The organism is Bacteroides sp. MSSM.1001136sp1_RTP21357st2_D2_RTP21359_211015 (assembly GCF_040913205.1).
Taxonomy (GTDB): domain Bacteria; phylum Bacteroidota; class Bacteroidia; order Bacteroidales; family Bacteroidaceae; genus Bacteroides; species Bacteroides ovatus.
Genome location: NZ_JBDFVF010000009.1, coordinates 63216 through 75665, shown reverse-complemented (window position 1 = coordinate 75665; position 12450 = coordinate 63216). Strand labels below are relative to the sequence as shown.

Genomic DNA, 12450 nt, shown 5'->3' with positions numbered 1-12450 from the left:
GGTTTTAGACCTGAATTAAAATAAGAACTAATGAGAAAAATAATCATTCTGTCCGCAGCAACGCTTATATTGAGTAGTTGCGGTATCTACAATAAATACAAACCGGTATCGGAAGTTCCCGAAGGACTTTACGGCAGCGAGTCTGTTGCTGCCACCGATACGGCAAACTTCGGTAACCTCTCGTGGCGGGAGGTCTTTACCGACCCTTATCTGCAGAATTTGGTGGATTCGGCACTCTTGCGCAACACCGATATGCAGACTGCCCATTTGCGTGTGAAAGAAGCGGAAGCCACGCTGTTGACGTCCAAACTGTCTTATCTGCCTTCTTTGTTTCTGGCACCGGAAGGAGCTGCCAGCAGCTTCGACCGTGGAAAGGCTACACAAACTTATTCGCTGCCCGTGACTGCTTCGTGGGAACTGGATATTTTTGGAAAGGTGACAACAGCAAAGCGTCGTGCGAAAGCTGCCTACGAACAGAGCAAGGAATATGAACAGGCTGTCAAGACGCAGTTGGTAGCATCCGTTGCCAATACGTATTACACCTTGCTGATGCTCGATTCGCAGTATGAGATAGCTGTGGCTACCGAAGCTGCCTGGAAAGAAAGTGTGAATGCCACCCGTGCCATGAAAAAGGCCGGGATGGTGAATGAGGCCGGACTGGCGCAGACGGAGGCTACCTACTTCAATATATGTACCACCGTACTCGACCTGAAAGAGCAAATCAATCAGGCGGAAAATTCACTGGCACTTTTACTGGCAGAAACTCCCCACCAAATACAGCGTGGCAAACTGGGAAATCAACAGTTGCCGGAAAACTTCTCCGTGGGTGTTCCCTTACAGATGCTTGCCAACCGTCCTGACGTGCGTAGCGCAGAATTTTCGTTGGCACAGGCTTTCTATACAACGAATGCCGCACGTGCCGCTTTCTATCCTTCCATCACGTTGAGCGGCAGCGCAGGGTGGACCAACAGTGCAGGGAGCATGATTGTCAACCCGGGTAAGTTCCTGGCCTCCGCCGTGGCTTCCCTGACGCAGCCTTTGTTTAATAAAGGAGCGAACATCGCCCAACTGAAAATAGCGAAAGCCCAACAGGAGGAAGCCCGCCTTAGTTTCGAACAGACCTTGCTGAACGCAGGCGTGGAAGTGAACGAGGCACTGGTGCAGTACCAGACTGCCCGCGAGAAAGCCGACTACTACAACAAGCAGGTGGCTTCTCTGCAAACAGCAGCCAAGAGCACAAGCCTGTTGATGAAACATGGCAACACCACTTATCTGGAAGTATTGACCGCCCAACAGACGTTGCTCAACGCGCAACTGTCACAAGTGGCGAACCGCTTTACCGAAATCCAAGGCGTAATCACTTTGTATCAGGCATTGGGTGGCGGCCGTATGTAGGGAGGTATGTATGAATCCAGAAACACTGCGTTGCCGGATACTCGACTACACCAAGCGGGAAATGTACCAGCATGGTGCCGACGGGTTGACGATGGATGATATAGCCAGGGGAATGAAGATGTCGAAGCGGACACTCTACAAGCTCTTTCCCAGCAAAACGAGTCTGTTCCGTGTCTGTCTTTCTGATTTTGCCAACGGAATCAGAAGCCGGATCCAGCAAAAACAGATACGGATGGACAGCTCGTGCATGGAGGCACTTTTTATCACAGTGGATGGCTATCTCACCCTGCTTCATTCGCTGGGGAAGAAGTTGCTGATGGATATTGCTGCCGACAGGGAATACCGTGCTGCTTTCGAGCGGGAGGAAGCTTTCTGGTTGCAGCAGTTGATTGATGTTTTGACGCATTGTAAGATTTGCGGTTATCTGCTTCCCGGAGTCGATCCCGACCGTTTTGCACCGGATTTGCAGGAGGTCATCTACCAGAGCAGCTTGCAAGGCACCCCGTACCTGGTGCAGCGTATGTTGAACTATACGCTTCTGCGGGGGCTTTTTAAGATGGACGGTATCCGTTATATTGACGAACACCTGAAACCTGATAATTTGAATGTTTGTGTATGAAGAGAAAGAGGTGGACTACCCTGCAAAGGGAGCTCACCTCTTTTTATTTTCTTCGTTCGTAAACGGTTGGTTACAAGATAGTGCCTTTATGAATCCGATTACTTTATAATCCTTCGATTATGCTTAAAGGTAAATCGGTACATTCGGCGATAGACTCATTGTCTATCCCTTTGGCTTTCATGTTCCGGGCTATTTTCAGCTGGGTTTCTTGTGCACCTTTTTGTTCAGCTGCATCCATTGTCACCAAATAATCTCGGTACACTTTGACGCTATTGTCGTATCGCTCCCTGTCTTCCGGAGACATAGAAGCCACATCAGCGATATCTTCCAATTTCTCGAAGACAGCTTTTCGTGCCTTGAACGGCATGCGTTTTAAAGTTTCCATATTATTTAATATATAAATCCAACGTTCAAAATTCGTTTCGCATTCCTCTTCGTTTTTGTTGAAGAGAGGGAGAGCGATAAAGATTTCCCGGAACTTATCCGAGAAGAGTTCTCCTGTTTCCCTGTCACTTAGAATAACATCCGTGCGGAGTTTTATGTTCTTGTCGATAATGAAATTCATCAAGAAAACTCCGTATACGGCTTTTATTTCAAACTTCCATTCATTGCCTACCCTTCCTTGATTGACGATGGCACGCGATAAATAATAAATCGAGCGTTCTTTGAAGTTGCTTTGCATACAGTTCTGCATTTCAACGATGATTTTTTCGCCTGTGTCCGTGGTGCAATATACATCATAGATAATACCTCGTCCTTCCGGATAGAGCGGCAATTGCTCATTATTCAAAAACTGTAAGTCCGTTATCACTCGTTCACCTTCGAGCAGGTCGTTCAGAAATTCGATTAGTAAATCCTTAGACACTTCTCTGCCGAATATTAGTTTGAATCCGTAGTCGGTGAACGGATTGATAAATTTACTCATTGTTTTGGGTCGCTTCTTTTTATGTTTTGCAAAGAGACGTTTCTCTTTATACATAAAAAAGAGGCTTTTTCTTCGTACTACAAAGGTACGATAATTCTTGGTTTTCCATCCCTTTTGCAGTAAAAATAAAAAGGTTCCTTGTTTATAGGCAGACTTTTCCGCTTTATCTTCCCCTGATTAGCTTTTTCAGTGTCCCGTTGTAGGTGTTTTCAAATTCCGTCGGATGATTGAGTGCCCAAAGAATGTAATCACCCGGTTCATTCTTTTTGAGTAGGGTAGGGCGGTATTGGGAACTAAGAATTTTCCATAAAATACCGCCGGGGCCTCCCAATTCTTTACGTCGGGCAAGGGCGACAATCGCTTTTACGGTCTGTTCGTTCCGGATGCCGATAGTTTGCATATTAAGTAGAAGTATAGCTTCCGAGCCTCCTCCCGCTTGCATCCCTTCCGAAACCGTTTCTTTTCCAATCGATTTATCCAAAGACAAACCCTCTACAACGACAGGCGAAGCCTGAAAAACGCTGTTTGACGGAACGGGCGGCATGCTCCTCTCATTCTCCTTTCCGTCTTTTCTTTCCCTCTCTGTCTCTATGTCTTTTTTTATTTCAGATTTGATTTCATTTTCCATATTCCTTTCCTGTTTACCTTTGATATCTGTATCCGTTTCTTCTTTTGTTTGTGGCATTGTTGTAGCAAATTCATGGGGTTTTGTAACATCTTTGCCGGAGTTGGCACTGGAGTCATCCGTATTTTCCGGTTCTATTTCACTACTCTCCTCCTTGATAATCCAGAAATGTTCCAGAGGTAATTTATATTTTCTCCGACTGTCGGTGATGATTTTATGATATTGTTCCTGAATCGCTTGTGAAGTCAGTACGCCATACTCCTTATATATAAGATCATCGAACAGCCCCACTGACAGGCAATCATCAATGATGGCCTGCATTTCCTCCTCCCCGCAACACGCTTCCTGGGCGATGTCGAAAAGAGTGTCTTTGTTCCACAAAATATAATAACCTTTTTCTTTATAGATGAGGCAGAGCAGCGAAGTGAGTGCGGCAATCCCTGCCGCGTGGTGGCGACAGGAGATGCGGCGTACTTTTCTGTCCTGCAGAAAATTGACATCGAGGGGGAAATAATCTAATCCGGGTTTGGAAATGCGGGCCATGATGATAAAATGCTGGTTGTAAATGGTTGATTATTACTGAATAAATTCTGCTTTTACATCGAAGCAGGGGCAGGATTTTATATACTCGTCAGGTGAGATAATGCCGTCTCCATTGAGGTCAGGACTGGTGTCCCGATGCCCTATCACCTGCTTCAGAGAAGGGAAGACAAGGCGCAAATCTTCTACCAGCCGGACGAGTGCTTCACGTTGCGCTTCCGTCCGTGTGTCAGCAGGCCGGCCGTTCCTGTCCAATCCGCCAATGTAGCAGATGCCGATAGACCGATGGTTCCAACCCGTGCAATGCGCTCCGTCGAGAGCAACATCTCTTCCCGGTTCTATCGTACCGTCGAGACGGATGACGAAATGATAACCGATAGAACGAAAACCACGTTGACGATGCCAGCGGTCGATGTCGGTAGCGGTAAAATCCTGTCCCGCACGAGTGGCGGAACAGTGGATGATGATCGTGTCTTTCATGGCAGAATCCTCCTTTCCTGTTTGCAGACGGCACGTGAGATAACCCCGAACGCAATAGCCTCCTCTTTGGACAGTTGGCGGTAATATTGCTTTGTTACTGAATGGAGCACCGGAGAGAAGGGAGCATCCATCGGCGGCGTTGTCGTTTGATTAGGCATGGTGGGCCGATTAGGTATTGTCGTCCGATTAAGCACTGTGGTCTGGTTAGGCCTTGTCTGAACCATAATAAAAGCATCTCCCCGATGATGTTGCACACGCAAGGCGTGTTGTTTCACGCGGTCCGGATGCTTTAGTTGGAGGATAAGCCAGTTTCGGTGCGCAGGCTTCAGACGTTCCTCTCTGACCATTTCTTTCATAGACGGGTAGGCACGCAATACTTTCCCCGTTGCATCCGTAACGGCGAAAGGTGTTTGATGAGATCCCACTCCCGTACGTCGTAATCCCGTCCGGATGGCGTGCATCATATTGGTGTATGCATCGCACCATTCGAGGTTTGACACGTGGTTGTTCATCGTATTGCCATCGAGGTGGTTAATCTGTGGCAGCTGCTCCGGGTTGGGGATGAATGCTTTGGCAACCAAACGATGAATTTTGTATTCGATACAAACACCTTTATTCGGCAGTATGACAGTTTCGTAACCGGTCCCCATGATTTTGGCACAAAGGATCAACTTTGATCTGCCCTTGAAACTCAATACCCGTCCGTGATCTGAAATCATATAGTCGGGGTTTTCTTCAATAAATCTCCAATTTTCCATACTTGATATTGATAATGTTAATAAAATTATACTCTGTTAAAAAATAATCGTTTTTCTGAATCATGCGGGGAGAAACGGCGTTTCCTCCATCTGTTAAACGGCGCTTTCTGGTGCGGAGAAACGCTGTGGTCTGTATGTGTTAAACGGCGTTTCTTCCTCCTCCTCTGTATGAGGTTCGAGCCGTTCGGCACAATGAATCAGAAACTCCAGTTCTTCCCGGCAGCCTTGAATGGCCTCGTATAGCGAATCTACGTTATACTGTCTGCAAAGCGCCTCCCATTCTTTTCGTTCCTGCCCGTTCATTCCGTTCTTTTGCAGATTCATTTTTACTTGTTGCTGTCTTGCCCGTCCGTTTCGATATCCAGAAAATTTTCAGCGTGAAAGGTGCGCCAGCCTTTGGCTTCGATATCATAGTAGACAACGAACGTATTTTCCGGTTTGGGTAGATACGGACGGTGGAAACTATGTTCATATCCGGTGAGGGTGCCGGTGGCGTGTCGGATGGTTCCATCCTGTTTGGTGTAGCGGAAACAGACATTTCCGTGATGCATCTGCCGGATGAGAGCCCCTATCCGGTGAGCCGTGACGAGTGCATCGTGCCGGTTCATACCGTTGTTTTGCCGGATGACGGCAGCTTGCTTCATTAGCTGTACCCGTTGGAAGGAATGATTTTTTTCAGTTTCAGTCATTTTGATTCGTTTTAATGATTTGATTATGGGGACAAAGGTAGAGAGCAGGTAATGCAAAGGCTGTCCAAGCTTGAACCATAATGAAACGTTGAAACGATTGAGTCATGATTGAGTGCTATGTGAGAAAAAGTAAATGGCGGAAGATTAAACTTATCTGTGGCAAAACTTGTTTATTATTTATTTTAGAATTACTTTTGCCACAGAATAAAGGAGGTGACTAATGAAAACCATGAATCAGATTGTCGGAGAGAACTTGAAGAAAACCAGAGAATTATCCGGTTTTACGCAGGAGCAGGTAGCGAAATCTATCGGTGTGGAGCGGTCGGCTTATAGTAACTATGAAAGCGGTGTTCGTGAAGTGCCTTTTCATTTGTTAGAGAAGATTGCTGATTTGTTTGGCTGTGAAGCGTTTCTTCTGTTTGAAGATAATGTAGAAGCCGACAATGAGATTCTGGCTACTGCTTTTCGTATCTCCGATGTTGAAGAAGGGGATTTGAAAGAAATAGCCCATTTTAAAGATCTCGTGAAGTCTTACCTTAAAATGGAACGGATTGGAAATGGCTCCAAATAAATTCATCATAGAAAGACAAGTGGCGGAATTTCGCGCGGATAACGGATTGAGTGCTTCGGAAGCCATTAATCTGAAAAGTCTGTTGCTGAAATTGAATGTCTTGACCATTTTCCGCCCTCTTTCCGATAACTTTTCGGGAATGTGCCTCAAAGACGGTTCCGGACATCGGTTCATGCTCGTGAATTCTTCCCATTCAAGAGGCAGGCAACATTTCACGATTGCCCACGAACTCTATCACTTGTATATTGAAAGTAAACCAACTCCGCACAAATGCAACCCTTGTAGTGGAAGTAAAGACCCCGTAGAACAGAGCGCCGATATGTTTGCCTCTTCTTTGCTGATGCCGGAGACAGGACTTTGTCAACTTATCCCGGAAAATGAACTGAAAACAAAAAAGATCTCATTGGCAACAGTGTTGAAATTGGAACATTACTTTTCTGTTTCCCGCTCTGCACTGCTTTACAGATTGCTGAATGTTGGTTTACTGACCAATGCTGCACGTCTTGCGCTGGCAGATGAACCGGTGAAACACTCGGCTTTGTGTTTCGGTTATGACACTGCATTATATGATCCGGCAAACGAAGGACTGGTAATCGGAGACTTCGGCGAAAAAGCCCGCTCACTTTTTGAACAGGAAAAAATATCAGAGGGGCACTATTGGGAGTTACTCCGCAAAATAAACACACATGCAACAGAAGAAGACGAAAATAATACTGGATGCTGACGTTATCATCCATTTTGTGAAAGCGGAAGCATTTTCTTTGTTGCCGGACATCTTTCCCGAATACGAATATGTTATTTTGGTTTCTCCCCTACGGGAGCATCGTTGAAAGATTATTTCCAATTACTTAAAACGTTTGGACACGGTGAGAGTGCCTGCATGATTTATTGCAGAGAGCACCGTGATGTGCTGGGTAGCAGTAATTTGAAGGATATAAAGGACTATTGTTTGCAGAACGGTATAACTTTTCTGACTACTCTTGATTTTCTATATTATGCTTTTTGCCGGAAGAAGCTTTCGGCAGAGGAATGTAACGAGTTTATTGCTAAGGTAATTGCTTCAGGGAGCAAGTTGCCGGAAGTTGATATTACCCGCTATAAATGTACAGTCGCGATTTGACATCGCTTTTCTATTCTCTTAATTTATTATTTTTAGTAATAGTTCCGGTATCTTTTCTTAGCGCAAATCACAGCTTTTGGAACGAGTGATTTCTTTCCTCTTTGGCAGATTTTATTTCATCTATTTTCTTGATAATACCGGTAAGGTAGAAAATGGGTACCCCAAACCCTCTTTCTTTGTGAAAATATGGATGAAAAATATAGAATGTGTCATGCTTGAACATATATGTTAAAATAAGCATTGTACTTTTGTCGTGAATTTTATATGTAAATATTAAATAAAATGTAAAAAAATGACTAAGGTAGAAAGAGAAGTGGTTTTTAACAGTGAAAATGGTCAGAAAGAAATGACCGGTGTACGTCACAGCGACGATGATGTTAAGAAGAAAGTAATTGATTGTGTTTTTAAGTTGGGGCAACTGAATAATATTCCAGAAAAATATGTTGAAAAGAATTCGGATTGTTCGCGTTCGTCCGTGGGGCGTGTGTACAGGTGTAATTTCGACGGTCGGAGTCCTATACCAAATTGGACAACTATCTTTAATTTTTTCTCTTGTGTGATTGGAAAGGCAACGATTATTGTCAATATTCCGGAGGTGTTGTGCTGGATTCTGAAGCTTTTTCTAGGAGATTCTGCGGATGTAGGCTATACAGTTGATGATAGTCATCATATTCGTATAGATATTCAGTTTCATGACGATAAAACACTGTTCCTGGAGACTGGTGAAAAGGAAGGAAAGGTGAAGAAAAAAGATGGAAAATAGAAGAAAGCGGGAGGGGAGTTACCAAGTTCTTGATGAACTTGGTACATTATTGATAACGAACTTTCCATCGAGGTCGGTGGTGGTTCCTATAGATGTACCTTTAACTAAAACGGATGCTCCTATGACGGGCTGGTTGTCTTCCTCGGAGAAGACAACGCCCATTACCTTTCTGGAGGTTTGAGCGATTGCCAGGCTAATGCCTGCTAGCAGGCAGGTTAATAACAGCGTTAGTTTTCTTTTCATATAGTTTTTATATAGTAGAATAGTCTGTTTTGCTATCTTACGATTCGCAAAAGTAACCACTTTTTTAGAAAAACAAAGAAAAATATGAAAAAAAATATGAATTTGTGCTGTCGATACAAAATACTTGTAGCAAAAGGACTTAAATACAAGATAAGTACATGAAAGGCGGTTTCTTATTTCTTTTTGGTGATTAATAAACGAAAATAAGTATCTTTTTGATAAATAAATGTGGATAAATTCGTAGATAAGATGTTTAATAACACATAATAATCTGCAAATAAATAATTGCAGGTAGAAAAAAGATAGTTTATTGGACAAAGAAAGAAATTCTATCCATAGTCTCTTATATTAATACCCTAATTGGGGAGACGAGAGTTGCTGCCGGACTTGAAGTTTGCTACATGAAAGATATTTTCTACCTTTTCAGTAAGTAGATAAAAAGCAAAAAAGGACGATTTATTTTGCGTTTCACTTCCTTTTTTGCTTTTTTTATTCCCCTTTCGGTATTTTCTTTTTTATATTTATTAAATATTTTGTGCTCAAGCACTTATGGAAGGAGGGGCAGAAAATGCATGAGTTCATCAAGAACTTTGCAAATCACCTATGTCGGCATGAAGTCGCAGGATGTTCCCATCAAGTCCGGGACCATCAAGGTAATGATGAAATCCGATTCCGAAGTATTACAGGAAGTGGTAGTGACCGGTATGCAGAAAATGGATAAACGTCTTTTTACCGGAGCCACCAAACAATTAAATGCCGATAATGTGAAGCTGGACGGTTTGCCCGACATTAGTCGCGGACTGGAAGGTCGTGCGGCAGGAGTTTCCGTTCAGAATGTTTCGGGCACTTTTGGAACTGCCCCCAAGATTCGTGTGCGTGGAGCTACTTCCATTTACGGAAGTTCCAAACCGTTGTGGGTTGTTGACGGCGTGATTCTGGAAGACGCCATCGACGTAGGTCCCGATGACCTTTCCTCCGGTGATGCCGAGACACTGATTAGTTCCGCCATAGCCGGACTGAATTCCGACGATATCGAGAGTTTCCAAATTTTGAAAGACGGTTCGGCAACCTCCATTTACGGTGCACGTGCGATGGCAGGCGTTATCGTAGTCACCACTAAGAAAGGACGTGCCGGAGTCAGCAAGATCAGTTATATGGGCGAGTTCACCACCCGTGCTATCCCCAGCTACAAAGAATTCAATATCATGAATTCGCAGGAACAGATGGGAATCTACAAAGAAATGGAACAGAAAGGCTGGTTGAACAGTGCCGACCTTTTCCGCACCAGAGACACCGGAGTGTACGGTCGTATGTACCGCCTCATCGACGAATACAACAACAGTAACGGCCAACGCGGACTGCTCAACACCACCGAAGCCCGTAACGCTTACCTCCGCGAAGCGGAAATGCGCAACACTGACTGGTTCGACGTGCTTTTCACCAATGCCGTTTCGCAGAACCATTCCGTCAGCATCACCGCCGGAACGGAAAAATCCTCTTTCTACGCCTCCTTGAGTGCCATGCTCGATCCTGGTTGGTACAAGCAGAGCAAGGTGAAACGCTATACGGCCAATGTGAACACAACCTATAATATATATAAAAATCTGTCGCTCAACCTCATATCCAACGCCTCCTACCGCCAGCAGAACGCGCCGGGAACGATGAACTCCACCCTCGACATCGCATCAGGAAAGATGTCCCGCGGATTCGACATCAACCCTTATTCATACGCGCTCAACACAAGCCGCACACTCGACCCCTCTGTGGACTATATCAGCAACTACGCCCCATTCAATATTCTCCACGAACTCGACAATAACTACATCGAAATCAATATGGTCGATGTGAAATTTCAAGGCGAGATGAAGTGGAAAGTGATTCAGGGACTCGAATTGAGTGCCCTCGGAGCCGTTAGATACCAGACTTCATCGCAGGAACACAACGTGCTCGACGACGCCAATCAGGCAATCGCCTACCGCACCGGTATGGACGACGCCACCATCCGCGAGCAAAACAAACTGCTCTATACCGACCCCGACAACCCATACGCCCTGCCTATTACCCTGCTGCCCGAAGGCGGTATCTACCAGCGTCAGGACCGCCGTATGCTGGGACTCGATTTCCGTGGAACACTCTCATGGAATCATCTTTTCGCCGAAAAGCACATCACCAACTTCTTTGCCGGAATGGAAGTGAACAGCCTTCAAAAAACATATTCCTCTTTCCAAGGCTGGGGAATGCAATATTCGATGGGGGAAATTCCGTCCTACATCTACCAGTTCTTCAAGAACGGTATCGAATCCGGTTCGCGCTATTACAGCCTGGGACACTCCGAAACCCGGAGTATAGCCAGCTTCTTCAACGCCACGTATTCTTACGACGGACGCTACACCCTCAACGGCACTTTCCGCTATGAAGGAACCAACCGCATGGGACGCAGCCGTTCATCCCGCTGGCTACCCACATGGAACCTGTCCGGTGCCTGGAACGTGCATGAAGAATCTTTCTTCAAAGCGCTGCAACCCACCCTTTCCAACCTGACACTGAAAGCCTCATACTCCCTCACCGCCGACCGCGGCCCGGCGGAAGTGACCAACTCGCAAGCCATCATCCGCAGCTTCTCGCCCTACCGCCCCTTTACCGACATTCAGGAAACGGGACTTTATATCGATGACATCGAGAACAGCGAACTCACTTACGAGAAAAAGCATGAGCTGAACATCGGCATCGACCTCGGCCTGCTCGAAAATCGCATCAACTTCTCCGCCGACTGGTACCAGCGTAACAACTACGACCTGATCGGTGTAGTCCCCACACAGGGAGTAGGCGGCGTCATCAACAAATATGCCAACGTAGCCACCATGAAATCTCACGGTGTGGAATTTACGCTCTCCACCCGCAACATCCGCACGAATGATTTTTCATGGAACACAGACTTTATCTTCTCCTATGCCAAGAACGAAGTCACCCAGCTGAAAGGACTCACAAGTATGATGGAACTCGTTTCCGGCAACGGCTTTGCCCGCGAAGGATACCCCGTGCGCGGACTCTTCTCCATCCCTTTTGCGGGACTTGATGAAGACGGTATTCCGCAATACCTCATCGACGGAAAAGTGACTAGCACCAGCATCAACTTCCAGGAACGCGAAAAACTGGATTACCTGAAATACGAAGGTCCTACCGATCCCACCGTCACGGGAAGTTTCGGTAATGTATTCACCTATAAAGGCTTCAAACTAAATGTCTTTATGACTTACTCTTTCGGCAACGTAGTCCGCCTCAACCCGGTGTTCAACTACAAATATTCCGACCTTACCGCCATGCCGCGTGAATTCAAAAACCGCTGGACTGTTTCCGGCGACGAAGCGAGAACGAATATCCCGGTGATACTTAGCGACCCGCAATATAGGACGAATACATCGCTTTATCTTGCCTACAACGCCTACAACTATTCTACGGAGCGCATCGCCAAAGGCGATTTTATCCGCATGAAAGAAATATCACTGATGTATGAGTTCCCGAGAAGCTGGATCGCTCCTGCCAAAATATCCAACCTGTCGCTCAAGTTGCAGGCTACCAACCTCTTCCTGATCTACGCCGACAAGAAGTTGAACGGGCAGGACCCCGAATTTGTGAACACCGGAGGGGTAGCATCCCCCGTTCCGCGTCAGTTTACCCTCACCCTGCGTCTGGGACTGTGATTGTAACCCCCAATAGAGAAC

15 protein-coding genes are annotated in these 12450 nt (G+C 45.7%); 8 read left to right on the top strand and 7 right to left on the bottom strand.

Going from position 1 to position 12450, the window contains the following annotated elements; translation table 11 throughout:
• The first annotated feature begins 30 nt into the window (after positions 1 to 30).
• Both AB5217_RS08150 and AB5217_RS08145 read left to right on the top strand, forming a co-directional pair.
• Positions 31 to 1395 (top strand): TolC family protein, encoded by a 1365-nt coding sequence (locus AB5217_RS08150; RefSeq protein WP_004321752.1) that lies wholly within the window; start codon positions 31 to 33, stop codon positions 1393 to 1395.
• A gap of 10 nt (positions 1396 to 1405) precedes the next feature.
• Positions 1406 to 2014: a TetR/AcrR family transcriptional regulator gene (locus AB5217_RS08145; RefSeq protein WP_004296744.1), complete on the top strand. Its 609-nt coding sequence runs from the start codon at positions 1406 to 1408 to the stop codon at positions 2012 to 2014.
• 103 nt (positions 2015 to 2117) lie between these two features.
• On the opposite strand, the gene AB5217_RS08140 is transcribed toward AB5217_RS08145, so the two are convergent.
• From AB5217_RS08140 to AB5217_RS08115, 6 genes are all read right to left on the bottom strand, one after another.
• The gene (locus tag AB5217_RS08140; RefSeq protein WP_032844951.1) at positions 2118 to 2993 is read right to left on the bottom strand and encodes an Rpn family recombination-promoting nuclease/putative transposase; all 876 of its coding nucleotides are present in this window, start codon (positions 2991 to 2993) and stop codon (positions 2118 to 2120) included.
• 109 nt (positions 2994 to 3102) lie between these two features.
• Entirely contained in the window at positions 3103 to 4107 is a 1005-nt protein-coding gene (locus tag AB5217_RS08135) for a DUF4373 domain-containing protein (RefSeq protein WP_004321745.1), read from the bottom strand.
• A 33-nt stretch (positions 4108 to 4140) separates the two neighbouring features.
• Positions 4141 to 4584, bottom strand: a complete 444-nt coding sequence (locus AB5217_RS08130) for an N-acetylmuramoyl-L-alanine amidase (protein ID WP_004296748.1) — start codon at positions 4582 to 4584, stop codon at positions 4141 to 4143.
• On the bottom strand, positions 4581 to 5342 hold the full coding sequence (locus AB5217_RS08125) for an HNH endonuclease (RefSeq protein ID WP_004296749.1): 762 nt from the start codon (positions 5340 to 5342) through the stop codon (positions 4581 to 4583). Before AB5217_RS08125 ends, AB5217_RS08130 begins: the two co-directional genes overlap by 4 nt.
• A gap of 93 nt (positions 5343 to 5435) precedes the next feature.
• Positions 5436 to 5666, bottom strand: coding sequence for a hypothetical protein (locus tag AB5217_RS08120; RefSeq protein WP_004296750.1), 231 nt, complete (start codon positions 5664 to 5666; stop codon positions 5436 to 5438).
• Positions 5667 to 5668: 2 nt separating this feature from the next.
• Positions 5669 to 6031 carry an SH3 beta-barrel fold-containing protein gene (locus AB5217_RS08115; protein ID WP_004296751.1) on the bottom strand — a complete coding sequence of 121 codons (363 nt, stop codon included), beginning with the start codon at positions 6029 to 6031 and terminating at the stop codon, positions 5669 to 5671.
• A 220-nt stretch (positions 6032 to 6251) separates the two neighbouring features.
• Here AB5217_RS08115 and AB5217_RS08110 point away from each other — a divergent pair, with 220 nt between their 5' ends.
• The 5 genes from AB5217_RS08110 to AB5217_RS08095 all read left to right on the top strand — a co-directional run bounded on the left by AB5217_RS08110 (position 6252) and on the right by AB5217_RS08095 (position 8485).
• A complete protein-coding gene (locus AB5217_RS08110) occupies positions 6252 to 6602 on the top strand; it encodes a helix-turn-helix domain-containing protein (protein ID WP_004321740.1) in 351 nt (116 codons plus the stop codon).
• The gene (locus AB5217_RS08105) at positions 6589 to 7326 is read left to right on the top strand and encodes an ImmA/IrrE family metallo-endopeptidase (protein ID WP_004321738.1); all 738 of its coding nucleotides are present in this window, start codon (positions 6589 to 6591) and stop codon (positions 7324 to 7326) included. The genes AB5217_RS08110 and AB5217_RS08105 overlap by 14 nt, the downstream gene beginning before the upstream one ends.
• Positions 7289 to 7432 (top strand): hypothetical protein, encoded by a 144-nt coding sequence (locus AB5217_RS24945; protein ID WP_229070569.1) that lies wholly within the window; start codon positions 7289 to 7291, stop codon positions 7430 to 7432. The genes AB5217_RS08105 and AB5217_RS24945 overlap by 38 nt, the downstream gene beginning before the upstream one ends.
• A gap of 50 nt (positions 7433 to 7482) precedes the next feature.
• Entirely contained in the window at positions 7483 to 7722 is a 240-nt protein-coding gene (locus AB5217_RS24940; RefSeq protein ID WP_229070572.1) for a hypothetical protein, read from the top strand.
• A gap of 292 nt (positions 7723 to 8014) precedes the next feature.
• Positions 8015 to 8485 carry a hypothetical protein gene (locus AB5217_RS08095; RefSeq protein WP_004296754.1) on the top strand — a complete coding sequence of 157 codons (471 nt, stop codon included), beginning with the start codon at positions 8015 to 8017 and terminating at the stop codon, positions 8483 to 8485.
• Positions 8486 to 8503: 18 nt separating this feature from the next.
• On the opposite strand, the gene AB5217_RS08090 is transcribed toward AB5217_RS08095, so the two are convergent.
• The gene (locus AB5217_RS08090; protein WP_004310107.1) at positions 8504 to 8728 is read right to left on the bottom strand and encodes a carboxypeptidase-like regulatory domain-containing protein; all 225 of its coding nucleotides are present in this window, start codon (positions 8726 to 8728) and stop codon (positions 8504 to 8506) included.
• A 572-nt stretch (positions 8729 to 9300) separates the two neighbouring features.
• Between AB5217_RS08090 and AB5217_RS08085 the strand changes: the two genes are divergently transcribed.
• Positions 9301 to 12429: a SusC/RagA family TonB-linked outer membrane protein gene (locus tag AB5217_RS08085; RefSeq protein ID WP_368112576.1), complete on the top strand. Its 3129-nt coding sequence runs from the start codon at positions 9301 to 9303 to the stop codon at positions 12427 to 12429.
• Positions 12430 to 12450: the final 21 nt, after the last annotated feature.

What these genes read in the sequence shown, in the direction of transcription:
- AB5217_RS08150 (WP_004321752.1), top strand. Translation starts at nt 31, where the DNA reads ATGAGAAAAATAATCATTCTGTCCGCAGCAACGCTTATATTGAGTAGT.
- AB5217_RS08145 (WP_004296744.1), top strand. Translation starts at nt 1,406, where the DNA reads ATGAATCCAGAAACACTGCGTTGCCGGATACTCGACTACACCAAGCGG.
- AB5217_RS08140 (WP_032844951.1), bottom strand. Translation starts at nt 2,993, where the DNA reads ATGTATAAAGAGAAACGTCTCTTTGCAAAACATAAAAAGAAGCGACCC.
- AB5217_RS08135 (WP_004321745.1), bottom strand. Translation starts at nt 4,107, where the DNA reads ATGGCCCGCATTTCCAAACCCGGATTAGATTATTTCCCCCTCGATGTC.
- AB5217_RS08130 (WP_004296748.1), bottom strand. Translation starts at nt 4,584, where the DNA reads ATGAAAGACACGATCATCATCCACTGTTCCGCCACTCGTGCGGGACAG.
- AB5217_RS08125 (WP_004296749.1), bottom strand. Translation starts at nt 5,342, where the DNA reads ATGGAAAATTGGAGATTTATTGAAGAAAACCCCGACTATATGATTTCA.
- AB5217_RS08120 (WP_004296750.1), bottom strand. Translation starts at nt 5,666, where the DNA reads ATGAATCTGCAAAAGAACGGAATGAACGGGCAGGAACGAAAAGAATGG.
- AB5217_RS08115 (WP_004296751.1), bottom strand. Translation starts at nt 6,031, where the DNA reads ATGACTGAAACTGAAAAAAATCATTCCTTCCAACGGGTACAGCTAATG.
- AB5217_RS08110 (WP_004321740.1), top strand. Translation starts at nt 6,252, where the DNA reads ATGAAAACCATGAATCAGATTGTCGGAGAGAACTTGAAGAAAACCAGA.
- AB5217_RS08105 (WP_004321738.1), top strand. Translation starts at nt 6,589, where the DNA reads ATGGCTCCAAATAAATTCATCATAGAAAGACAAGTGGCGGAATTTCGC.
- AB5217_RS24945 (WP_229070569.1), top strand. Translation starts at nt 7,289, where the DNA reads ATGCAACAGAAGAAGACGAAAATAATACTGGATGCTGACGTTATCATC.
- AB5217_RS24940 (WP_229070572.1), top strand. Translation starts at nt 7,483, where the DNA reads ATGATTTATTGCAGAGAGCACCGTGATGTGCTGGGTAGCAGTAATTTG.
- AB5217_RS08095 (WP_004296754.1), top strand. Translation starts at nt 8,015, where the DNA reads ATGACTAAGGTAGAAAGAGAAGTGGTTTTTAACAGTGAAAATGGTCAG.
- AB5217_RS08090 (WP_004310107.1), bottom strand. Translation starts at nt 8,728, where the DNA reads ATGAAAAGAAAACTAACGCTGTTATTAACCTGCCTGCTAGCAGGCATT.
- AB5217_RS08085 (WP_368112576.1), top strand. Translation starts at nt 9,301, where the DNA reads ATGAGTTCATCAAGAACTTTGCAAATCACCTATGTCGGCATGAAGTCG.